Origin of the sequence: Streptomyces lonarensis (assembly GCF_012033735.1) — a bacterium.
In the GTDB taxonomy this organism is placed as follows: domain Bacteria; phylum Actinomycetota; class Actinomycetes; order Streptomycetales; family Streptomycetaceae; genus Streptomyces; species Streptomyces lonarensis.
In genome coordinates, this window is sequence record NZ_JAAVJD010000045.1 from 1 (window position 1) to 22,270 (window position 22,270).

14 protein-coding genes are annotated in these 22,270 nt (G+C 74.2%); 9 read left to right on the forward strand and 5 right to left on the reverse strand.

Going from position 1 to position 22,270, the window contains the following annotated elements; genetic code table 11:
• The first annotated feature begins 413 nt into the window (after positions 1 to 413).
• Together HCN56_RS08720 and HCN56_RS08725 are read left to right on the forward strand one after the other, a co-directional pair.
• Complete coding sequence (locus tag HCN56_RS08720; RefSeq protein ID WP_167968933.1) at positions 414 to 623, forward strand: hypothetical protein; 210 nt, start codon at positions 414 to 416, stop codon at positions 621 to 623.
• 466 nt (positions 624 to 1,089) lie between these two features.
• Positions 1,090 to 4,107, forward strand: coding sequence for a helix-turn-helix transcriptional regulator (locus tag HCN56_RS08725; protein ID WP_312871134.1), 3,018 nt, complete (start codon positions 1,090 to 1,092; stop codon positions 4,105 to 4,107).
• Between the two features lie 70 nt (positions 4,108 to 4,177).
• On the opposite strand, the gene HCN56_RS08730 is transcribed toward HCN56_RS08725, so the two are convergent.
• The 3 genes from HCN56_RS08730 to HCN56_RS08740 all read right to left on the reverse strand — a co-directional run bounded on the left by HCN56_RS08730 (position 4,178) and on the right by HCN56_RS08740 (position 7,228).
• Complete coding sequence (locus HCN56_RS08730) at positions 4,178 to 4,612, reverse strand: SUKH-4 family immunity protein (protein WP_167968935.1); 435 nt, start codon at positions 4,610 to 4,612, stop codon at positions 4,178 to 4,180.
• A 236-nt stretch (positions 4,613 to 4,848) separates the two neighbouring features.
• A complete protein-coding gene (locus tag HCN56_RS08735) occupies positions 4,849 to 6,015 on the reverse strand; it encodes a PQQ-dependent sugar dehydrogenase (protein ID WP_209312517.1) in 1,167 nt (388 codons plus the stop codon).
• A 181-nt stretch (positions 6,016 to 6,196) separates the two neighbouring features.
• Positions 6,197 to 7,228 carry an aldo/keto reductase gene (locus HCN56_RS08740; protein ID WP_167968936.1) on the reverse strand — a complete coding sequence of 344 codons (1,032 nt, stop codon included), beginning with the start codon at positions 7,226 to 7,228 and terminating at the stop codon, positions 6,197 to 6,199.
• A gap of 214 nt (positions 7,229 to 7,442) precedes the next feature.
• Here HCN56_RS08740 and HCN56_RS08745 point away from each other — a divergent pair, with 214 nt between their 5' ends.
• The 6 genes from HCN56_RS08745 (at position 7,443) to serA (ending at position 17,912) form a co-directional block, all read left to right on the forward strand.
• Positions 7,443 to 8,384 carry a 2-hydroxyacid dehydrogenase gene (locus tag HCN56_RS08745; protein ID WP_167968937.1) on the forward strand — a complete coding sequence of 314 codons (942 nt, stop codon included), beginning with the start codon at positions 7,443 to 7,445 and terminating at the stop codon, positions 8,382 to 8,384.
• A 154-nt stretch (positions 8,385 to 8,538) separates the two neighbouring features.
• Positions 8,539 to 12,030 (forward strand): diguanylate cyclase domain-containing protein, encoded by a 3,492-nt coding sequence (locus HCN56_RS08750; protein ID WP_167968938.1) that lies wholly within the window; start codon positions 8,539 to 8,541, stop codon positions 12,028 to 12,030.
• 564 nt (positions 12,031 to 12,594) lie between these two features.
• Positions 12,595 to 14,460: an acetolactate synthase large subunit gene (locus HCN56_RS08755; RefSeq protein WP_167968939.1), complete on the forward strand. Its 1,866-nt coding sequence runs from the start codon at positions 12,595 to 12,597 to the stop codon at positions 14,458 to 14,460.
• A 34-nt stretch (positions 14,461 to 14,494) separates the two neighbouring features.
• Entirely contained in the window at positions 14,495 to 15,019 is a 525-nt protein-coding gene (ilvN, locus tag HCN56_RS08760) for an acetolactate synthase small subunit (RefSeq protein ID WP_167968940.1), read from the forward strand.
• 94 nt (positions 15,020 to 15,113) lie between these two features.
• Complete coding sequence (gene ilvC, locus HCN56_RS08765; RefSeq protein ID WP_167968941.1) at positions 15,114 to 16,112, forward strand: ketol-acid reductoisomerase; 999 nt, start codon at positions 15,114 to 15,116, stop codon at positions 16,110 to 16,112.
• Between the two features lie 210 nt (positions 16,113 to 16,322).
• Complete coding sequence (gene serA, locus HCN56_RS08770; RefSeq protein ID WP_167968942.1) at positions 16,323 to 17,912, forward strand: phosphoglycerate dehydrogenase; 1,590 nt, start codon at positions 16,323 to 16,325, stop codon at positions 17,910 to 17,912.
• Between the two features lie 193 nt (positions 17,913 to 18,105).
• Here the strand turns inward: serA and HCN56_RS08775 are convergent, their stop codons facing one another.
• Together HCN56_RS08775 and HCN56_RS08780 are read right to left on the reverse strand one after the other, a co-directional pair.
• Positions 18,106 to 19,182: a glycoside hydrolase family 6 protein gene (locus HCN56_RS08775; RefSeq protein ID WP_167968943.1), complete on the reverse strand. Its 1,077-nt coding sequence runs from the start codon at positions 19,180 to 19,182 to the stop codon at positions 18,106 to 18,108.
• Between the two features lie 400 nt (positions 19,183 to 19,582).
• Positions 19,583 to 20,926, reverse strand: coding sequence for a PucR family transcriptional regulator (locus HCN56_RS08780; protein WP_167968944.1), 1,344 nt, complete (start codon positions 20,924 to 20,926; stop codon positions 19,583 to 19,585).
• Between the two features lie 247 nt (positions 20,927 to 21,173).
• Between HCN56_RS08780 and HCN56_RS08785 the strand changes: the two genes are divergently transcribed.
• The gene (locus tag HCN56_RS08785; RefSeq protein WP_167968945.1) at positions 21,174 to 22,100 is read left to right on the forward strand and encodes a proline dehydrogenase family protein; all 927 of its coding nucleotides are present in this window, start codon (positions 21,174 to 21,176) and stop codon (positions 22,098 to 22,100) included.
• Positions 22,101 to 22,270 lie beyond the last annotated feature (170 nt).

Here is a 22,270-nt window from a genome sequence, read left to right on the forward strand (position 1 = left end):
GGCGGCCGCAGGCTGCGGCCTGCGCCGCCCCGCCCCGCCCCACGCGGCACCCTGCTGCGGCGGGAGAGCCGCCCCGCCCACTCCCGCCGTCCAGGGCGTCCCTCCGGTCCGCGGCAACCGGGGGAGGCCCGCACCGGGCCGGAATGCCCGTCTCTTCCGGAGTACCTACGAACACGGCGCCGATGCCTTAGCCGACCCGGCCCCCTTAGGACGCCGGTCACCCGCCGCGCCCGCGTCTCAGCCGCCGCCGGGTCGTCCGTCCCGCCGCCCGGTCGGCCGCGGCACGCCCCGCACCGTCAGGACGCGGCAAGCGTCCGATGCGGGACCCCCGCCTCAGCGACCACGATGGAGCCATCACACAGAGACACGACGGGAGCGCCGGGACGGCCTCCACCCGAGACGAGGGAGCAACGATGCTCGAGTACCAGTTGCACCGGCACCACGCACGCGATCTGATCGCCGAGATGACCGAGGTGCGCAGCGCCCAACGCCTGCGGCGTGCCCGCCGCAGTGCCCGAGCCGCGGCCTCCGCGCCGGCGACGCCCCCGGCCCGTACGGCGGACCGCGCCGCCGCCCCTGCCCCCAGCTCCGGCCGACTCCGCCGCGCGCTGCGGATCGCCTGACGCCGTCGAGCGCATGACGTGGGGCGCTGCGCCCGCCGCCCGGTGCGGTGCACGGCGGCACCGCTCCGGGCGCACCGGCGCAGCCTGCCACCTACCGGCGAACACCGCCGCCGTTCCGACGACGAGCCCGCCCCGCGCGACGCCCAGCGCGCGCCCCCGACGCCCGGCCCTGGCCCCCGGACCGCCCGGGTCCCCGCCGAGCGAGAGCGACTCGCGCGCGACCAGGGCCGTGGGGAACCATCCGCCCGCGTGAGAGATCCGGGGCCGCCCCGTGCAGCGCCGAGCCGCACCGGTCGTGCCGCCCCATGCGGCTCTCGCGGTGGGCGTGACGTGCTCCCACGGGGCACGCTCGCACCCGGCGGGGCACCCCACCCGACCCCCGTGCGCGGGCCCCGTGCGGCGGGTGCCACCCCCCGGGGCCCGAACCGCTGGAGAGCCACCCGTGCCCCGTGCGATCCTCGACCCCGTGCGGAGTCATCGAGTCAGCCCAGTCTTCGTCGGTCGCGCCGACGAACTCACCCAACTACGGCAGGCTCTTGCCCGAGCCCAGCAGGGCGAGCCCCAGGCGCTCGTCATCGGCGGCGAGGCGGGGGTCGGGAAGTCCCGGCTGCTGGAGGAGTTCACCGCGCACGCCACCGGCGCCGGCGCGCTCGCCGCGACGGGCGGCTGCGTCGAACTGGGCACCGACGGGCTCCCCTTCGCGCCGGTCGCAGCGATCCTCCGGTCCCTGCACCGCCGGCTCGGCCCGGCGCTGACGGAAGCCGCCGCAGGGCAGGAGAACGAACTCGCGCGCCTTCTCCCGGAACTCGGCGACGCAGGCCACGCCCCACCGGGCGAGGTGGACCGCGCGCTCCTCTTCGAGTTCACCACCCGCCTCCTCGAACGGCTGGCCGCCGACCGCACCGTCGTCGTGGCCGTGGAGGACCTCCACTGGTCCGACCGCTCGACCCGCGAGCTCTTCGGCTACCTCTTCCGCTCGGTCAACCGGTCCCGGCTGATGGTCCTCGTGACCTACCGGACGGACGACATCCACCGCCGCCACCCGCTACGGCCCTTCCTCGCCGAACTCGACCGGCTCCGCAGCGTGCGGCGGCTCGAACTCACCCGGCTCAGCCACCCCGAGGTGTCGGCCCAGATGGCCGGCATCCAGGGCTCGCCGCCCGACCCCGCCGTGGCGGAGTCCGTCTTCACCCGGTCCGAGGGCAACCCGTTCTTCGTCGAGGAGCTCACCGCCGGCGGCGGCTCCGGCGACATCAGCGACTCCCTCCGCGACCTGCTCCTCGTGCGGGTCGAGGCGCTCCCCGAGTCCACCCAGGAGGTGCTGCGGATCGTCGCGGAGGGCGGATCGTCCGTCGAGCACGTCCTGCTGTCGGCCGTCGCCCGCTGTTCGGAGAACGAGCTGCTCACCGCGTTGCGCGACGCCGTCGGCAACAACCTTCTGGTCCCCACCGACGACGGCGACGGATACCGGTTCCGCCACGCCCTGATGCGGGAGGCGGTCGTCGACGACCTGCTCCCCGGCGAACGCGCCCGCCTCAACCGGCGCTACGCGGAGGCACTGGAGGAGTCCGGGCACCTGGTCCCCGAGGACCAGCTGTCGGCCCGCAAGGCCCGTTACTGGCACCTCGCGGGAGACCCCTCCCGCGCGCTGCCGGCCGTGCTCGACGCCGCGGTGCAGGCACGGCGCCGCTACGCCTACGCGGAACAGCTCCGCCTGCTGGAACGCGCGGTGGAACTCTGGGACGGCGTGCCCAAGGAAGTCCGGCGAACCCTCCGCCCCGCCGACCAGATCGAGAGCTTCCCCGGCACCGACCCGGAGCAGCCGCTGCGCTTCCGCGACCTGCTCGCCGAGGCCGTCCAGGCCGCCCGCCAGTCCGGCCAGCCCGACCTCGCGTGGGCTCTCACCAAGCAGGCGCTGCGGCTCCTCGACGAGGAGGAGGACCCGCTGCGCGCCGCGTGGTTCTGGGTCAACCGCTCCCGGGCGCGCGACCAGCTCGGCCGCGGCAACGGCCTGGAGGAGCTGGAACGCGCCCGCGAGCTGATCACCGGACTGCCGCCCTCGCTCGGCCACGCCCACGTGCTCGCCGCCGTCGCCTCCTGGCAGGCGGTCAACCGGCCCGGGCCGGAGAGCTTCGGGTTCGCGGAACGCGCCATCGAGATGGCCCGGGTCACCGGCGCCGTCTCCGTCGAACTGCACGCCCGGTTCACCCTTGCCAACCTGAAGGCCGACGCCGGTGACATCGACGGCGGTCTCGCCGAGATGCGCGCCGTCCGCGACCAGATGATCCAGGTGCCGATACCGCCCTCCAGCAACAACATCGGACGCGCGCTGGTGAACTTCGCCGGAGCGCTCGCCCGTTACGGCTGGCTGACCGAGGCACGCGACGCCGCGGACGAGGGGCTCGAACTCTGCGACCGCTTCGGTCTCTCCGAGGCCAAACCGTGGCTGCAGGCCAACCGCGGCGGGGTCCTCGTCGACCTGGGGGAGTGGCCCGCAGCGGAAGAGGCGCTCACCTACGCCGCCGAGTCGGGGCCCGAACCCCGGCCGCGTTCCAGCGCCCACGCACAGCTGGGGCTGCTCCGGCTCTGGCGGGGCGATGTGGCGGGTGCGGAGCGGTCGTTGGCCGAGGTCCGGGCGCTGGTGGACGGTGGCGAGGTCCCGGCCCAGTACCGGCTCCCGGAGGCGTGGCTGGCCATGGAGCTGGCGGCCGCCCTCGGCCGACGGGCCGAGGCCCGGCTCCACGTGGCGCGCGCCCTGGAGGGCGAGCAGCCGCCCTACCTCACCACTGTGGTGTGGCGGTTGCTTCCCGCTGCCGCGGCGATCGAGGCGGACGCCCGGTCCAGCGGCGAGGACAGCGCCGAGGCGCTGGAGGCCGTTCAGCAGGCAGCCTCCCGCCTTCCGACGCACATCGCGCCGTGGGCGACCGGCGAGATCCACCTGCGGGCCGAGCAGGCCCGAGCCGCGGGAAACGATCTCCCCGAGCACTGGGAGCGGCTGATCGCGGCGCTGGAGGCGCCGCGGGCCACGCAGCTCCTCACTCTGGCCTACGCCCGGCGCCGGCTGGCCGAGTCCCTGATCGCGGGCGGCGGCAGCCGCCGACTCGCCGCCGAGCAGCTCCGCTCGGCGCGGGTAGAGGCCGACCGGCTCGGCGCCGTACCGCTGCGCACCGACATCGACCGGCTCGCCAAGCGCGCCCGCCTCGACGCCACCGGTGCGGGCCGCCGCGCCGCACGCTCAGGTGACGGGGCGGCAACGGACGCCGGGCCCGCCGACACCACGGGGCTCACGGCCCGCGAGCGGGACGTGCTCTCCCTCGTCGCCGAGGGCCGCAGCAACCGGCAGATAGCCGAGGCGCTGTACATCGCCCCGAAGACGGCGAGCGTGCACGTCTCCAACATCCTCGCCAAGCTGGAGGTCTCCAGCCGCGGGGAAGCCGCGGCGCTCGCCCACCGGCTGCGCCTGGTGCAGACGGCCGCCGACTGATCACCGCAGTACGGGGCGGGCGACGGCCCGCCCCGTGCGCGGTCGGCGGGGCGGTCGACGGCGGCGCGGATCAGTCGGCGACGGTGTAGCCGAGTTCCTCGGCAGCGACCGACCAGAAGGTGTTCTCGTCCGCCACCGACGAAGCGTCGATCTCCCGGAACCGGGCGACCAGCGCCGCCGACAGCTGCTCGCCCGGCGTCTGCCCGGGGGCGGCGCCCTCCGTCGCCCCGGCGACCCGGACGGACGCCTCGCGGTACGCCTGCGAGCAGGCGACCAGTTCCGCGAGTCCGGTGTTGATCAGATGCGGGTCGCCGCCCTCGGGGACGCCCCACACGCCGCCGTCGGCGCGGTCCACACCGATGAAGCTCAGCCCTTCGTCCCGGGCGACGACCGCGAGTTTGCGGTCGCCCGCCTCACGGTTGGCGAAGGGGGCCGCGAGCCACGTCCCCGGGTACGGGAACGCCTCACGCTGGTCGAGGAGTTCGGCGAGTTCGACATCGTCCATGGGGCGAGTCTAGAGAACGCCGGGGCCGTCGCTGCACATCCGGGCCGCCCGCCCCCGGCGCCGTCCGGAAACCGACCGCGGCGTCTCTCGGCCCCGGGGCCGCCGCCCGTCTCCTCCTCACGTGTCCCGCCGCTCCGTCACCACGGCGGCCGGCGGCCCGCACACGGCGGGCCGGTTCCCGCCGCACGCCGACGGCGGGAACCGGCCCGGGGAGCCGAGGTGGTTGTCGCCGGCCCTCAGCTGACCGTGAGTCGCAGCAGCCGGTCGTCCCCCTCTTCCGGCGTGCCCCGGGTGTCGGTCTCGTTGGTCGCGAGCAGCAGGTCACCCGGCCCCACGGCCAGCACCGCGCGCAGCCGACCGTACTCACCCGCGAGGAACGCCTCCGGCTCGCCCGCTTCGCCGGACTCGTCGAGCGGGATGCGCCAGAGCCGCTCCCCGCGAAGCGTCGCCATCCAGAGCGCGCCGTCGGCGTACGCCAGCCCGCTGGGCGAGGCCTGATCGGTCGGCCACTCCGCGACCGGGTCGACGAACCCCGCGTCCTCGCCGCCGCTGCCCTCGAACTCCGGCCAGCCGTAGTTGCCTCCGGGCTCGATCAGGTTCAGCTCGTCGAGGTCACGCGCGCCGAACTCGGAGGCCCACAGCCGGTCGCGGTCGTCCCAGGCCAGACCCTGTACGTTGCGGTGCCCCAGCGAGTACACCGGCGAACCGGAGTCGGGGTTGTCCTCCGGTACCTCGCCGTCGGGGGTCAGCCGCAGGATCTTGCCGGCGAGCGACGCGGAATCCTGGGCGAGGTCCGGCTCGGCCGCGTCGCCGGTGGCGGCGTAGAGCATGCCGTCGGGGCCGAAGGCGAGGCCGCCGCCGTGGTGGATTCGGCTGTCCTTCGGGATGCCGTCCAGCACGACCTCCGGCGAACCGATCGAGTCGCCGTCGTACTCCATCCGCACGATCCGGTTGTCGGACTCCGCCGTCAGGTAGGCGTACAGCAGGTCCCCGTCGCCGAGCGCCAGCCCGAGGAGGCCGCCCTCGCCGGCCGGATCGACCCCGTCGACAGAGCCGACCTCCGAGGTCTCGCCGGAGTCGGGATCGACCCGCAGCACGGTCGCCTCGTCGCGGGAGCCCACCAACAGGTCGCCGTCGGGCAGTTCCACCAAACCCCAGGGGGAGGGAAGGTCCTCGGCGACCGTGCCGACGACCTCCACGGTGCCCTCCGCGGCGGCAGCTTCACCACCGGGGGGCTCCTCGGTGCCGTCGTCGGTCGCACCGCCTTCCGGCGCCTCCTCCGTCGAAGGATCGGCGTCGGAGGCGGAGCTGTCCTCGTCCTGGCCCGAGCAGCCGACGGCGAGCACCGCGCAGGCGGTGAGCGCGGCGACCAGGGAACGTGATGAGCGGGGCCGTGCGGCCATCGGAGACGCCTCCCAGCGTGAACGGTGCGGTGCGGTGCCGCACGCCTACCCGCAAGCTACGTGCCGACCCGCCGTGGGGCCGGTTCGCCACGGCCGGTTCCGAGCGCGTCGGCGGACACGGGACGTGCGCACGGGGCACGGGGCGGACGCACGGGGCGCGCCGAACCGGGCACCTGTGCTCTCAGCCCCAAGTGTCCAGTGCCTCGGGCAGCCCGCGCAGCTCCACCAGGTCCGCCGGGGTCAGCACGACCCCGGCCGCCGCGCAGTTCTCCCGTGCCCAGCGTTCCTTCTTCGTCCCGGGCACCGGTATCACCTGGTCGCCCAGGCCGAGCAGCCACGCCAGCGCCACCTGGGCCGCCGTGACGCCGCTGTGCCGCGCCGCCACCCGGCGGAGTGCCGCCACCACCGGCTGGTGCTCCGCCATCATCTCCGCGGTGAACCGCGGATGCCTGGCGCGGGCGTCGTCGGGTTCGAAGCCGCGTCCGGCGGTGAGCGTGCCGGTGAGATAGCCGCTTCCGAGGGGCATGGCGGCCAGCAGTGTCACGCCGCGGGCGCGGCACCACGGCAGCAGTTCCGTCGCTGCACGGGGCGCCCACACCGAAAGCTCCGCCTGCACCGCGCCCACCGGGAACACCTGCTGCACCCGGTCGAGCAGCCGCAGCGCCGCGCCGTACCCCCCAGGGCCGCCCGGCCCCGCCGCACGTCCCGCGACCGCGGGACGCCGCGGCGCCGGACCCACCAGGTCGAGCGCCGAGAGGCCGAGCGAGCGGACCTTGCCCGCGCGCACCAGCTCCGCCATGGCGCCCCAGCTCTCCTCCACCGGGACTTCGGGGTCCGGGCGGTGCAACTGGTAGAGGTCGATCCAGTCGGTGCGGAGCCGGCGCAGCGACGCGTCGCACGCCCGCCGGATGTACTCGGGGCGCCCGTTGGTGACGAGATGGCCCTCGCTCGCCAGCAATCCGCCCTTGGTGGCCAGGAACGCCCGGTCCCGCCGCCCGAGCAGGGCACGCCCCAGCAGGAGCTCATTGGTGAACGGGCCGTAGCTGTCGGCGGTGTCGAGCAGCGTCGCGCCGAGGTCGAGCGCGGCGTGCACGGTGCGCACCGACTCCTGCCCGTCGCGCTCCGAGGCGGTGTACGCCCAGCTCATGGGCATGCAGCCGAGGCCGATGGCCCCCACCCGCAGGGCTCCCGCGCCCACCGTGGTGTTCCGCACCCCTGTCGATCCCTCCCCGCGTGCCCGCTCCCGGTGCCCGGTCGTCCCCGACACCTTCCGTTGTCGCCGTGCTCCGGTACGCCGCGCCCCCCGCCTCCGCTCCGTGGCGCACGGGGGGTGTGTGCCGCTGTCCGCCGCGCGCCGGGGCGAGGCGTTCAACGTATCCGCTGCAGACCCCTGACCCGTGCGCCCCCTGCTCGATACGCTTTCGTCCATGACCACCGGTGACGCCTGGCTTCCGCTCCCGATCGACCAGCTCGGTCCGCTGCCCCCTTCGTTGAGCTACCACTTCTGGGACGGTGACGGGGACTACCCCGCCGACCCGGCCGACTGCGTCTTCTACGGTGTGCCCTACATGCGTCCGCCCTCCGTCGTCACGGCGCCGCTGCCGAAGATGACCCGCGTCCGCGTGGTGCAGACCCTGACGGCCGGCTACGACCACATGCTGCCCTCCCTGCCGTCGCTCGACGCGAGCACGGTGCTCTGCAACGCCGGTGATCTCCACAACACGAGCACGGCCGAGCTCGCGCTCACGTTGACGCTCTCGGCGCTGCGCGGCGTGCCGGACGCGGTGCGCAACCAACTCGACGGACGCTGGCAGGGCCGCGTGCTGCCCTCGCTGGCGGACCGCAGCGTCCTCATCCTCGGTTACGGGGGCATCGGGGCGGCCGTCGAGGAGCGGCTGCTGCCGTTCGAGCCCCGCAGCGTCGTGCGCGTCGCCGGCTCGGCCCGGCAGGCGGCCCGCGGACCGGTGCGGGCGGTGACCGAGTTGCCGCAGCTGCTGCCGGACGCCGAGGTCGTCATCGTCTGCGTGCCGCTCAACGACTCGACGCGCGGTCTCGTCGACGCCGCCTTCCTGGCACGGCTCGGAGACGGCGCCCTGCTCGTCAACGTGGCGCGCGGTGCCGTCGTGGACACCGACGCGCTGCTGGCCGAGACCTCGTCGGGAAGGCTGCTCGCGGCGCTCGACGTCACCGATCCCGAGCCGCTGCCGGCGGACCACCCGCTGTGGCGGTCGCCCGGCGTGCTGATCACCCCGCACGTCGGCGGCGCCTCCTCGGCGTTCCTGCCCCGCGCCGTCCGGATGCTGCACGGCCAGCTCTCCCGCTTCGCTGCCGGCGAGCCGCTCCGGAATGGCGTGGCCACGGGCGGCTGACGTGCTCACCCAGTGCTCCGAATACCACATAACCGGCCGCGAAGGGAGGAAATTCGCGCAGTAGTTACCCTGTGTCGTGAATGGATGCCATTCTGTGACCGACTGGTGTATCGTCCCACAGGGGCGTGCCCAGGACGCAGGGGGCGATACGCGAATGCACTGTCCACGAGAAGCAGTTGACGGCCGGGCCGGGGCGCCCGCGGGAGCACAGGACGCCGACCGGGCCGCACCGAGAAGCGGCCTGGTGCGACAGGCCGTCCTGGCCGCCGTCTGCGCGGCGTACGCGGTGGGCGCCGCCCTCGGGTGGGGCTCCGAGGAGCTCGCGCTGATCATGGGCGACTTCGGGCTCAGCGCAGCAGCCCTGCTCGCCAGCGGCTCCTGCCTCTGGTACGCCCGCACCCGCGCCGGCGAGTTCCGGGCCGCCTGGGTGCTGTTCGGCCTCTCGTCCCTCATGGTGGGCCTCGGCAACGCGGTCTGGGGCTGGTACGAGGTCGTCCTCGGCGAGCCGGTGCCCCGGACCTCCGTCGCCGACCTGTGCTTCCTCCTCTTCGCGCCACTGGCGATCGTCGGTCTCCTCATGCTTGCCAAGCGACCCGTGAGCCGCGCCGGTTGGCTCTGCCTGGGGCTCGACGCCTCGCTGATCGCCGGGTCGCTGCTGGCGCTCTCGTGGTCGGTGGCGCTCACCCACACCGCGCAGTCCCAGGGGGAGACGGTGATCCGCGCCGCGCTCGCTCTCGCCTACCCCCTGCTGGACATCGTGCTGGTCACGATGGTCCTGGTGCTCCACTTCCGGCGCACCGCCGCGCACCGGGCCGCAGTCAACACCGCGCTCGGCGCGCTCAGCCTCACGGTCCTGTGCGACGCCCTCTTCACCTCGCCCCTCCTCCGCGACCAGTACAGCTCCGGTCAGCTGCTCGACGCCGGCTGGTTCGCCGGGTCGCTGTTACTGGCCTGCGCCCCGTGGACACCCGGAGCGGGTCCCACCACCGAGGAGCAGCGTCCGGGCACCGCCGCGCCGGAGACCGAGCCCGGGGGTGAGGCCCCGGAGCGGGCGGAGCCCCCGCAGGGCGGCCGCCCGACCGAGGCCGCCGCGCGCCACGCCCCGGAGCCGCCGCTCGCCCAGCCCCTCTCGGGCCCGCTGGCAGCCATGACGCCGTACCTGGCGGCCGCCGTCTGCACGCTCTCCATCCTCATCACCGTCACCAAGGGGCGCGCCGTCGACCCCGTGGTCGTCGGCACCGCCTGCGCCGTGGTGCTCGCCCTGCTGGTCCGTCAGGGCATCACCCTGCGGGACAACATCATCCTCGCCGGGGAACTGGCGCAGCAGGAGAGCCACTTCCGCTCCCTGGTGCAGGGGTCGAGCGACGTCATCATGATCGCGGCACCGGACGGCGTCCTGCGCTACGTCAGCCCGGCCGCCGCCGGCGTCTACGGGCTGCCGGCCGAGGAACTGGTCGGCAGACGGCTCTCCGACCTCATCCACGCCGACGACCTCGGCCGCGTCGAGTTCGAGCTGCGCCGCTTCCTCTCCGTGCCGCCCGCCCGCGAGCCGGTGACGCGCGTCGAGTGCCGCGTGCTCCACGGCGGCGGCCGCTGGCTCAACGTGGAGTCCTCGGTCAACCGCCACCACAGCGGACTCATCTTCAACAGCCGGGACGTCACCGAGCGGGTCCGCCTCCAGGCACAGCTGCAGCACAGCGCCTCCCACGACGCGCTCACCGACCTGCCGAACCGCGCGCTCTTCACCGAGCGGCTGCGGCAGGCCATCGAGGGGCGGCGCACCGGCGAGGGCACCCCCGCCGTCTTCTACATCGACCTCGACGGCTTCAAGGCCGTCAACGACACCGCGGGCCACCAGGCCGGCGACGAGCTGCTGATCCAGGCCGCCCGGCGCCTGCGCGACTCCGTGCGCTCCGGGGACACCACCGCCCGGCTCGGCGGCGACGAGTTCGCCGCCCTGCTCAGCCCGTGCCCCGCCGGGGCGTCCGGGGAGCCCGGCACGCCGGAGGGCGGCCCCGCCGCCGGCGAGGACTGCCACGCCGGCGGTGAACCCTGCCGCTCCGGGCAGGTCCGCAGCGACCAGGTGCTCGACATCGCCGAGCGGGTCCGCTCGGCGCTCTCCCTGCCGTACCTCGTCGAGGGACGGGAGGTCCGCGTCGCGGCCAGTATCGGGATCGCCTTCGCCACCCCCGGCTGCTCCCCCTCCGGTCTGCTCCGCGAGGCCGATGTCGCGATGTACCGGGCCAAACAGGCGGGCAAGGGGCGCGTCGAGCTGTACGCCCCTGACGTCCACGGGCAGGACGCCGTACCGCCCGTGCCCGCCGCCCCGGTCGGCGGCAGCCACCACGCCGCCCGGGCGAGGTCGCCGCGAGGCGTCGCCCGCACGGGGGCGGCCGCTGCCCCCGGCGAGGACGTCCCCGCCGATCGCACCCGCCCCCCGGGCGGGCCGTGCCCGCTCATCCCGGCCGCGCGGAGCAGCGAGAACTACCCGCCCGCCCTTCGCCTCACCCACCAGCCGCAGGTCTCCCTGGAGGACGGAACCGTACAGGGCTTGGCGCTGCGGCTCATCCGGTCCGCCGCCGGCGACCGGACGGCGCCCGGCCCCGCTCCGAGCCGGGCGGCTCGCCCCGGCGCCGCGAGGGACCCCGCGGCCGTGGCCCGCACGGAGAGTCCGGACGACCCGAGGTCGGCGCAGGTGTCCCGGGCCCCGTCGTCCGCTCCGGACGTCGTCCCCGCCCCGGCCGAACCGGGGACGGGGCGTCGTCCACCCGCCGTCCTGCCCGGACGGGCGACCCGCTCGTCGGGTCCGGCGCGTGCGGTGCCCCCCGTCCGATGGCTCGCCGTCCGCTCCGCCCGGATCGGTGGCCGCGGGCCGGGACCGCGCGGCACCGAGACGGCGCCGCGGGCGCCCGGCCCCGCCGAGTCGCAACAGGAGTGGTCAGCACCCCCGGTCGCGGGCCCTCCGCCGTCCGGGCCCAGGCCCCGGGCGGCGCTGCCGCCGCACCGGCCCGGGAGCGTCCTGGTCGATCTCGCCGCGGCGGGGGCCGCAGAACGGCTCCGCCGCGGGCACGACCTACCGGTCACGGTCCCGCTCAGCCCCGAGGCACTGCTCGGTGCGACGGTCTCCGCCGAGACGGTGGCGGCGGTCCTCGCCCGCCACACCCTGCCCGCCCGGTACCTCACCCTCGCCCTGACGGAGGCCGGGCCGCTGCTCGACGACGTCGACTACCGGCTGTCCCTCGGACGGTTGCGCGCTCTCGGGGTCGGTGTCTCCCTCCCCGGGCTCGGTGACGGAGCCGTACCGCTGTCCGCGCTCCAGCGACTGCCGATCACGGAGATGGTGCTCGCGCGGACGCTGGTCGCCGGGCTCCCCGACTCCGCGCGGGCCCGCGCCACCGCCACGGCGCTGCTGGCACTCGCCGGCGAACTCGGGGTGACGGTCCTCGCCGACGGAGTCGACCACCCCGACCAGGCCGCGGTCCTGCGGTCGCTCGGCTGCCGCCGAGGCCAAGGAGCCGCCCTCGGCGGCCCCCTCGACGAGGTCGCTCTCGCCGCCGCGCTGCGCGCGGGTGCGCTGGGGCAGCCGCCCCGCGGCCCGGCGGCACCCGGCCCACCGGGCCGGCTGCGCCAGGCGCCCACCCCCTGAGCGTCGGCCACCGCCCCGGCGCTACGTCAGGCGCAGCCCGCCGCTGCACCAGACGCCGACCGGGTTCCTGGCGGTCGACGACACGCCGACCGCCCTGACCGGACCCCACCACCGGTGGGTGCTCCGCAACCGGGCGCCGCGCCAAGGCTCGGCCGGGGTGGAGGGACCGGTGCCCGGCCGGTACCCCACCCGCCCCGGCCGGGGCCACGCGGCGCCGGCATTCCGGCCGGCCGGACGCGCCACCGCCCGCCGGAGTACGCCCTGCTCGTACGGGTGTCCGGCAATCGCCCGGATAGTGAGACTCGGTTCCGGTCCGCTTGACACGGCCTGATGCCAGGGAGCAGTGTCTGTGCCATGCGCACCCGAATTCTCGTACTTGGCAGGCGCGTCGCCTGACCCGGGACCACTCTCCCGCGGCCACCCGACGCGCCCCCCTCGCATGCCCGACGGCACGAGGGGTTTTTTGTTGCACCGAACCGGTTCGCGGATCTCGGACGAGGCCCGCGAACCGACACCACCAGCCGAACCCAGCGCCACACCCTTCAGAACCGGGAAGAGACCGCGATGACCGAGCAGTCAGGCGGGGCACCGAAGCCGCAGCCTCGCGCCCCCCGCAACGGACCGCAGCAGACCGCGACCGTCGAGCACCTCACGGGAGCGCAGTCCCTCATCCGCTCCCTCGAGTCGGTCGGCGCCGACACCGTATTCGGCATCCCCGGTGGCGCGATCCTCCCGGCGTACGACCCGATGATGGACTCCGGCACGGTGCGTCACATCCTGGTGCGGCACGAGCAGGGCGCCGGCCACGCCGCCACCGGCTACGCCCAGGCCACCGGGCGCGTCGGCGTCTGCATGGCCACCTCAGGCCCCGGAGCCACCAACCTCGTCACGCCCATCGCCGACGCCCACATGGACTCGGTCCCGCTGGTCGCCATCACCGGGCAGGTCGCCAGCAAGGCCATCGGCACCGACGCGTTCCAGGAAGCCGACATCTGCGGCATCACCATGCCGGTCACCAAGCACAACTTCCTGGTCACCGACCCCGCCGAGATCCCGCGGACCATCGCGGAGGCGTTCCACATCGCCTCCACCGGCCGCCCCGGCCCCGTTCTGGTGGACATCTCCAAGGACGCGCTCCAGGCGCAGACCACCTTCAGCTGGCCGCCCACCCAGGACCTGCCCGGCTACCGCCCCGTGAGCCGACCGCACTCCAAGCAGATCCGGGAGGCGGCGCGGCTGATCTCCGAGGCGCGCCGGCCGGTGCTCTACGTCGGCGGCGGCGTGCTCAAGGCCGGCGCCTCCGCGGAGCTGCTGGCCCTCGCCGAGCAGACCGGCATCCCCGTCACCACCACGCTGATGGCGCTCGGCGCGTTCCCCGACACCCACCCGCTCCACCTCGGCATGCCCGGCATGCACGGGTCGGTGACGGCGGTGACCGCCCTCCAGAAGTCCGATCTGATCGTGGCGCTCGGCGCCCGCTTCGACGACCGGGTCACCGGGCGACTGGACTCCTTCGCGCCCCATGCCAAGGTCGTCCACGCCGACATCGACCCGGCCGAGATCGGCAAGAACCGCGCAGCGGACGTCCCCATCGTCGGGGACGTGCGCGAGGTGCTGACCGAGCTGGCCGCGGCGCTGCACGCCGAGACCGCCGCCGGCCGCACCGGTGACTACGCCGCCTGGCGCGAGCTGCTGGGCCGCTGGCGTGAGACCTACCCGCTGGGATACGACCTCCCCGAGGACGGCAGCCTCTCGCCGCAGCAGGTCATCGAGCGGATCGGGCGGCTCGCCCCCGAGGGGACCGTCTACACGGCGGGCGTCGGCCAGCACCAGATGTGGGCGGCGCACTTCCTGACCTTCGACAAGCCCGCCACCTGGCTGAACTCCGGTGGCCTCGGCACCATGGGCTACGCCGTCCCCGCGGCGCTCGGTGCCAAGGCGGGCCGCCCCGACGCCACCGTGTGGGCCGTCGACGGCGACGGCTGCTTCCAGATGACCAACCAGGAACTCGTCACCGCCGCCCTCAACGGAATCCCGATCAAGGTCGCGGTGATCAACAACGGGGCGCTGGGCATGGTCCGCCAGTGGCAGACGCTCTTCTACAACCAGCGGTACTCCAACACCACGTTGCACTCGGCGCCGACCCCGAGCGGTGTGCCGCCCCAGCCGTCCGGCGGCCGCGGCACCCGGGTGCCGGACTTCGTGATGCTCGCCGAGGCCATGGGCTGCGTCGGCCTGCGCTGCGAGGACCCCGCCGACCTCGACGCGACCATCGAGAAGGCCAACTCCATCAACGACCGCCCGGTCGTCGTGGACTTCATCGTCCACGAGGACGCCATGGTCTGGCCGATGGTCGCCGCGGGAACCTCCAACGACGAGGTGCAGGCCGCCCGCGGGGTCCGCCCCGACTTCGGCGACCTGGACGACTGAGCCGACAGCGCCGAGCCAGAAAGCAGACCCACAGATGTCCAAGCACACGCTGTCCGTTCTCGTGGAGAACAAGCCCGGCGTCCTCGCCAGGATCACCGCCCTGTTCTCCCGCCGCGGCTTCAACATCGACTCCCTCGCGGTCGGCACCACCGAACACCCCGGGGTCTCGCGCATCACCATCGTGGTGAGCGTGGGTGACCTGCCCCTCGAGCAGGTCACCAAGCAGCTGAACAAGCTGGTCAACGTGCTGAAGATCGTCGAACTGGAACCCGGTTCGGCCGTCCGACGTGAACTCGTTCTGGTGAAAGTCCGTGCGGACAACGAGACACGGTCCCAGATCGTCGAGATCGTGCAGCTCTTCCGGGCCAAGACCGTCGACGTCGCCCCCGAGGCCGTCACGATCGAGGCCACGGGCAGCAGTGACAAGCTGGAGGCGATGCTGCGCATGCTGGAACCGTTCGGTGTGAAGGAGCTGGTCCAGTCCGGCACCATCGCCATCGGACGGGGCGCGCGCTCCATCACCGACCGCTCGCTGCGCGCCCTGGAGCGGTCGGCCTGACCTGCCGGCGGGGTCACCACCCCGCCGCGGTCACGGCATTCGCCCCGCGCACCACCCCAACCCGCACCACCCCGCACTCAAGGAGATACCCCAAGTGGCCGAGCTGTTCTACGACGACGACGCCGACCTGTCCATCATCCAGGGCCGCAAGGTCGCGGTTCTGGGCTACGGCAGCCAGGGCCACGCCCACGCGCTCTCGCTGCGCGACTCGGGCGTCGACGTGCGAGTCGGCCTGCACGAGGGCTCTCGCTCCCGGGCCAAGGCCGAGGAGCAGGGCCTGCGCGTCGTCACCCCCGCCGAGGCGTCGGCCGAGGCCGACGTGATCATGATCCTGGTCCCGGACCCGATCCAGGCCAAGGTCTACCAGGAGTCCGTCGAGGACCACCTCAAGGAGGGCGACGCCCTCTTCTTCGGTCACGGCTTCAACATCCGGTTCGACTTCATCCAGCCGCCGGCCGGCGTCGACGTCTGCATGGTCGCCCCGAAGGGCCCGGGCCACCTGGTGCGCCGCCAGTACGAGGAAGGCCGCGGCGTCCCCTGCATCGCCGCGGTGGAGCAGGACGCGAGCGGCAACGCGTTCGCCCTGGCGCTCTCCTACGCCAAGGCGATCGGCGGCACCCGGGCCGGCGTCATCAAGACCACCTTCACCGAGGAGACCGAGACCGACCTCTTCGGCGAGCAGGCCGTGCTCTGCGGCGGCGCCTCCGCGCTGGTCAAGGCCGGCTTCGAGACCCTCGTCGAGGCCGGCTACCAGCCGGAGATCGCCTACTTCGAGTGCCTGCACGAGCTGAAGCTCATCGTCGACCTCATGTACGAGGGCGGCCTGGAGAAGATGCGCTGGTCGATCTCGGAGACCGCCGAGTGGGGCGACTACGTCACCGGCCCGCGGATCATCACCGACGCCACCAAGGCCGAGATGAAGAAGGTCCTGACCGAGATCCAGGACGGCACCTTCGCCAAGACCTGGATGGCGGAGTACGAGGCCGGGCTGCCCAAGTACAACGAGTACAAGACCGCGGACTCCAACCACAAGCTGGAGACCACCGGCAAGGAGCTGCGCAAGCTCATGAGCTGGGTCGACAACGAGGACTGAGTCCGACCGACACCGGGTTGACAGCCGGTTTCGCCCGAAGGGGCGGCGGTCCTGCGCAACCGGCGCCGGGACCGCCGCCGCGCCGATACACTGCCAGCACTAGCGCGTCACAGGCTCACAGCGTCGTGTGTCTCACGCGGCTGCCAACCTCCACCGCCTTCGGCCGTCGGGACGCGGCCACCCGCAGAGGACAAGCGAGGACTGAGACAAGTGAGCAAGCCCGTCGTACTGATCGCCGAAGAGCTTTCACCCGCCACCGTGGACGCGCTGGGTCCGGACTTCGAGATCCGGACGTGCAACGGTGCGGACCGTGGCGCCCTTCTCGGCGCGATCGCCGAGGCCGACGCCATCCTGATCCGCAGCGCCACCAAGGTCGACGCCGAGGCCATCGCCGCCGGCCGCCGCCTGCGGGTGATCGCCCGCGCCGGTGTCGGTCTCGACAACGTGGACGTCGCCGCCGCCACCAAGGCCGGCGTCATGGTCGTCAACGCGCCGACGTCCAACATCGTCACCGCCGCGGAGCTGGCCTGCGGCCTGATCCTCTCCACCGCGCGCCACATCCCGCAGGCCAACGCCGCCCTGAAGAAGGGCGAGTGGAAGCGCAGCAAGTACACCGGCGTCGAGCTCTCCGAGAAGGTCCTCGGCGTCGTCGGCCTGGGCCGCATCGGCGTGCTGGTCGCGCAGCGGATGTCCGCGTTCGGCATGAAGGTGGTCGCCTACGACCCCTACGTGCAGCCGGCCCGGGCCGCCCAGATGGGCGTGAAGATGGTCGCGCTGGACGACCTCCTCGCCTCCTCGGACTTCATCACCGTCCACCTCCCCAAGACCCCGGAGACGGTCGGCCTGATCGGCGACGAGGCGCTGCAGAAGGTGCAGCCCTCGGTCCGCATCATCAACGCGGCCCGCGGCGGCATCGTGGACGAGGTCGCGCTGGCCAGCGCCCTCAAGGAGGGCCGCGTCGCCGGCGCCGGGCTGGACGTCTACGCCACCGAGCCCTGCACCGACTCCCCGCTGTTCGAGTTCGACAACGTGGTGAACACCCCTCACCTCGGCGCCTCGACCGGCGAGGCCCAGGAGAAGGCCGGCGTCTCCGTGGCCCGCTCCGTGCGGCTCGCGCTCGCCGGCGAACTGGTGCCGGACGCCGTCAACGTGCAGGGCGGTGTCATCGCCGAGGAGGTGCGCCCCGGTCTGCCGCTGGCGGAGAAGCTGGGCCGCATCTTCACCGCGCTGGCCGGTGAGGTCGCGCAGCGGCTGGACGTCGAGGTGTACGGCGAGATCACCCAGCACGACGTGAAGGTGCTGGAGCTCTCGGCGCTGAAGGGCGTCTTCGAGGACGTCGTCGCGGAGACGGTGTCGTACGTCAACGCCCCGCTGTTCGCGCAGGAGCGCGGCGTGGAGGTGCGGCTGACGACCAGCTCCGAGTCGCCCGACCACCGCAACCTCATCACCGTGCGGGGCACTCTCACCGACGGCACCGAGGTCTCGGTCTCCGGTACGCTCGCCGGCCCCAAGCACCAGCAGAAGATCGTGGGCATCAGCGAGCACACGGTCGACCTGGCGCTCGCGGACCACATGGCCTTCCTGCGGTACACCGACCGCCCCGGCGTCGTCGGCACCCTCGGTCAGCTCCTCGGCGAGGCCGGTATCAACATCGCCGGTATGCAGGTCGCCCGGGCGGAGGAGGGCGGAGCCGCCCTGATCGCCCTGACCGTCGACGGCACCATTCCGGCGCAGGTGCTCACCGAGATCGGAGCCGAGATCGGCGCCACCTCGGCACGGGGCGTCAACCTCACCGACTGACACCGCGCGGTGGGCCCGGCGGTCCGGGCCCGTCACGGTGTTCGGCGGGGGTACGTCCGCGCCCCCGCCGAACCCGTCGCGACCGGCCGGCCGTTCCCGTCACGCGGGGGCGACCGGCCGTCGTGCTGTCGGCTGTTCGGTGCCGTGTCGGGGACCGTCGGCCGAGCGGGGACGGCCGACCGCGTGGACAGGGTCAGCCGCCCGCCAGCTCGTACGCCTTGGCGGGGGAGAACGAACCGGCCGGGCCGTCGCAGCCGTCCAACTCCCCGGGGAGCTTGATCCAGAGGTAGGCGTCCACGCCGGGCACGCCCGTGTTCGTGGTGGGCGTGTGCCCGACCAGCCGCCCGGGCGGATCGCACCACTCGCTGCCCAGCGGTCCGTTGCCGTTGCGGCTGGTGTCGACGACCGCGCCGAGTCCGCCGCCCAACTGGGCGACGACCGCTGCGGCGTAGGCGGTCTCGTCGGCAGTGGTGCGGTAGTTGGAGATGTTGGTCGCGATGCCCGCCCCGTGCTCCAGGACACCGGCCTCCACCAGCGTCGGCGCGATCTCCGCCGGAGCGTGCCAGCCGGAGTGCCCGACGTCGTAGTAGACGCGTGCCGAGGGGTTGGCGTCGGTGACGGCCTCGGCGAGCCCGGAGAGCGCGGCCAGCCGCTCCGCGCGCTGCTGGTCGTCGAGGCAGTCGATCAGCGGTATCGCGTCGGGTTCGAGTACTACCACCACCGGCTCGGAGCCCAGCCCCGCCGCGAACCGTTCGCCCCACTCCGCGTACGCCGCGAAGCTTGGCGCGCCGCCGCCGGAGTGGTTGCCGCAGTCCCGGAACGGAATCATGTAGGGCACCACCACCGGCAGCTGCCCCGCTGCTTCGGCGGCGGAGGTCACCTCCGCGACCCGCTCGGTGATCGTGTCGGGGTCGTACTCCCCGGCGAACCAGACGGCCTGGGGCTGGGACCCGATCCGCTCGGCGATCAGCGGCGCGCGGGGGTCGTCCGGGTTCTCGTCGAGCCAGACGTTGACCCCTGCCTCGGCCCGGTACAGCTCCATCGCAGGGAGGGAGGCGGGGGCGATGTCGGCGTCCGCCGGGGCGCCGGCGGCCTGGGCGGAGGTGGGGACGGGCGGCGCGCCGGTCGCGGCGGGAGCGACGGCGAGACCGGCGATCAGCGCGGCTCCTGTCAGGGTGGCGAGCAGGCGTGCGCCGTCGGCGGGGCGACGTTCTCCGGGCCGGCGCTTGCGGCCTCGGGTGAGGGTGGGAGCTGTTCTGGGGTTCTCCACGGGGGTTCCCTTCCGGACGGGGGAGCGCCTGAGTGTGGGGGACAGCACGGCGGACCGTGATGGGAGCGCTCCCAGGCGCACCGTAGCGGTGCCGGGCGGTGTGGTGAAGCCCCCGTGTCGGACGTGAGCGCCGGTTTTCGGGCACTGCTTCCCGGCATATCTCCGCCGCCCCGTGCGGCTCTCCGGGACGCGCATGGGGCGGGCGGCTGCGTGCTCCGCAGCGTGGCCCACGGCTCCGGCCCCGTGCGGGGAGTGTGCCCATGGTCCCGGCCCCGCCGGGCACTGCCGCGTTCCGGTGCGCCTGCCGCCGCACGGTGGTGTACCGAGGCGGGGGCGCTGCACAGTCGGCGTGGGCAGAGCCCCGACGCCGGTACGGGTCCCCGACGCCGGGAAGGGTGTGTCACAGCCGCGCGGTCTTCAACGCCATGTGCAGCAGGAGTCTGTCGCCGCCGTCCGCCAGGTCCAGGCCGGTCAGCTGTTCCACCCGGGAGAGCCGGTAGTAGAGCGTCTGCCGGTGCACCCCCAGAGTCGCGGCCGTCCGGCCGGCCTGACCGGCGTGGTCGAGGTAGGACTCCACCGTGCGGGCCAGCTCGCGGTGGTCCGGCCGTAGCAGTGCCGCAACGGCGGGGTCCGGGTGGCCGCTGCCGCCGCCCCCTGCGGCGGTCAGCAGCCGGTACGGCCCCAGCCGGTCCCAGTGCGCCACGGGGCGCAGGCGGGGCTCGGCCCGCGCAGCGCGCGCCGCAGCGCGCGCCCGTCGCCACGCCTCCGGCACGCCGAGCAGGACGTCCGGAGACGAGCCGGCCGGGGGCCCCGCCTCGCGGTCGTCACCGCGCGTCACGGACTCCACCGGGCGCCCACGGGAGACCACCGCAGCCACACCCGCCGTCGGGCTCGCGGGGGCGGCGCTCCCCCCGGAACCGCCGGCGGCCGCCCCCACCGCGGCCGCCCCCACCGCGGGCGGCAGCCCCCCGGGGTCGCCCGCCCCGTGCGCGGCGCCCCGTGCGGCCTCGCCGCGGGGCGCGACCGGCCCGCCCAACAGGGTCCGCGCCGCCGCCAGGGCCCGTTCCTCCGCGCCGTCGCACCGCAGGCGGACCAGGGCGGCGAGCGTCGTCAGGTCGGCGGCGGCCACCGCACACGCCGCGACCACGCCCGGCAGCGCGCCGGCCGGCGTGCCACCCCTCCCCGCCCACGGGGCCACCGCCACCACCGCGAACATCTCACCGGCGTCGAGCCGGGCCACCGGAGCGAGCGCGTCGGCCGCCGCCGCTATGTCTGCCGGCGCCGCCGACAGCAGGGCGGCCAGGAGATCGCCCCGCCGTGCCAGGGCTCCGGAGCGGGCGGCGAGCAGCGTTCCCGCACGCTCCGCCACGCCCCATGCGGTCGCCAGCCGAGGGTCGTCCAACGAGAGCGCCCCGTCGTCCAGCAACCAGATGTACCCGTACACGACCCCCTCGCTCCGCGCGGGAAGGCAGAGGCGCCCCGTGCGGACGCCCGCGTCCGGTGCGGCGGGGATACGGACCGGGCCGTCCGCCCGCGCGATGCCGAAGCGCTCGAAGAACGCGCGTACCGCGGGGGTGGAGCCGCGGCGGAGGATCGAACTGGTCCGCACCGGGTCCATCACGCGGTCGTCGTCGCTGTCGTGGGCGCCGAAGGCGATCAGGCCGAAGTCCCGCCCCTCCAGCGTCGCGGGAGCGTCGAGCAGCGCGGAGACCTCGTCCACCAGCTCCTGGAAATCCGCCCGCATCACTCGCCGCCGTTCTGCGCGCCCGCGCCGTGCCGCCGTCCGCGGCGACCGCGAGGTCGCCACGGGAGACCGTGTTCCTCTGGCCCGTGACTCCCGGACCCGCGCACCATTGTGCGGCAGCGCAGCGGTTCATACATCTGTATGACATCGCGGCCACGGCGGCGTGACACATGTCGATGGGACGGGGCGCGCGCGATCCTTAGGTTGCGGGTGAGTGATCCGTCGGACCGTTTCAGTGGAGGTGCCCGTGCTGGGTCCCGTGCTTCTGGCCGCCGCGCGCAGCGACGGCCTGCGCCGAGTGGTGGCGTCAGCCCCCGTCACCCGCCCGGTCGTCGACCGCTTCGTCGCCGGCGAGACGCTGGACTCCGCGCTGACCGCGGTGAGGTCCCTCACCGACCGTCGGCTCGAGGTCACCCTCGACCACCTCGGTGAGGACGTCACCGACGCCTCCGAGGCGCTGCGGGCGCGGGACGCCTACCTCGCCCTCGCCGAGGCGCTGGCAGCCGAGGGGCTCGGTGAACGGGCCGAGATGTCGGTGAAGCTCTCCGCCTTCGGCCAGGCGCTGCCCGGCGGGCACGAGATCGCCCACAACAACGTGCTGCCGGTGGTGGAGGCCGCCGCCGCGGCCGGCACCACCGTTACCCTCGACATGGAGGACCACACCACGGTCGACTCCACCCTGGCCGTCCTGGCCGATCTGCGGGCGACCTACCCGCAGACCGGTGCGGTGCTCCAGTCCTACCTGTACCGCACCGAGGACGACTGCGCGGCGCTGGCCGTGGCAGGGTCCCGGGTGAGGCTGGTCAAGGGCGCCTACCGGGAGCCCGCCGAGGTGGCGTACCAGGACAAGCACCAGGTCGACCGGGCCTACGTGCGGTGCCTGAAGATCCTGATGGCCGGTGACGGCTACCCGATGATCGGCTCGCACGACCCGCGGCTGGTCGCCATCACCGAGGCGCTGGCCGCGCGGTTCGGCCGCAAGCCCGGCGAGTACGAGTTCCAGATGCTGTACGGCATCCGGGAGGCCGAGCAGCACCGGCTCGCCGAGGCGGGGCACCGGATGCGCGTGTACGTCCCCTACGGCACCGACTGGTACGGCTACTTCATGCGGCGGCTGGCGGAGCGTCCCGCGAACCTCGCCTTCTTCGCCCGCTCGCTCGTGAGCCGAGGCTGAGACCCCGCCCCGTGCGCAGCCCGTCGACGGCGCGCACGGGGCCACGGCGGAGAGGTGACGCCGCCGCCCCGCACGGGGCCGCGTCGTTCGCCGCGCGGCGGGCGACGCCGGGGCGCGCCGCCCTCCCCGACAACCGAACACACGCGACCCGACGAAGCGACCCACGCGAA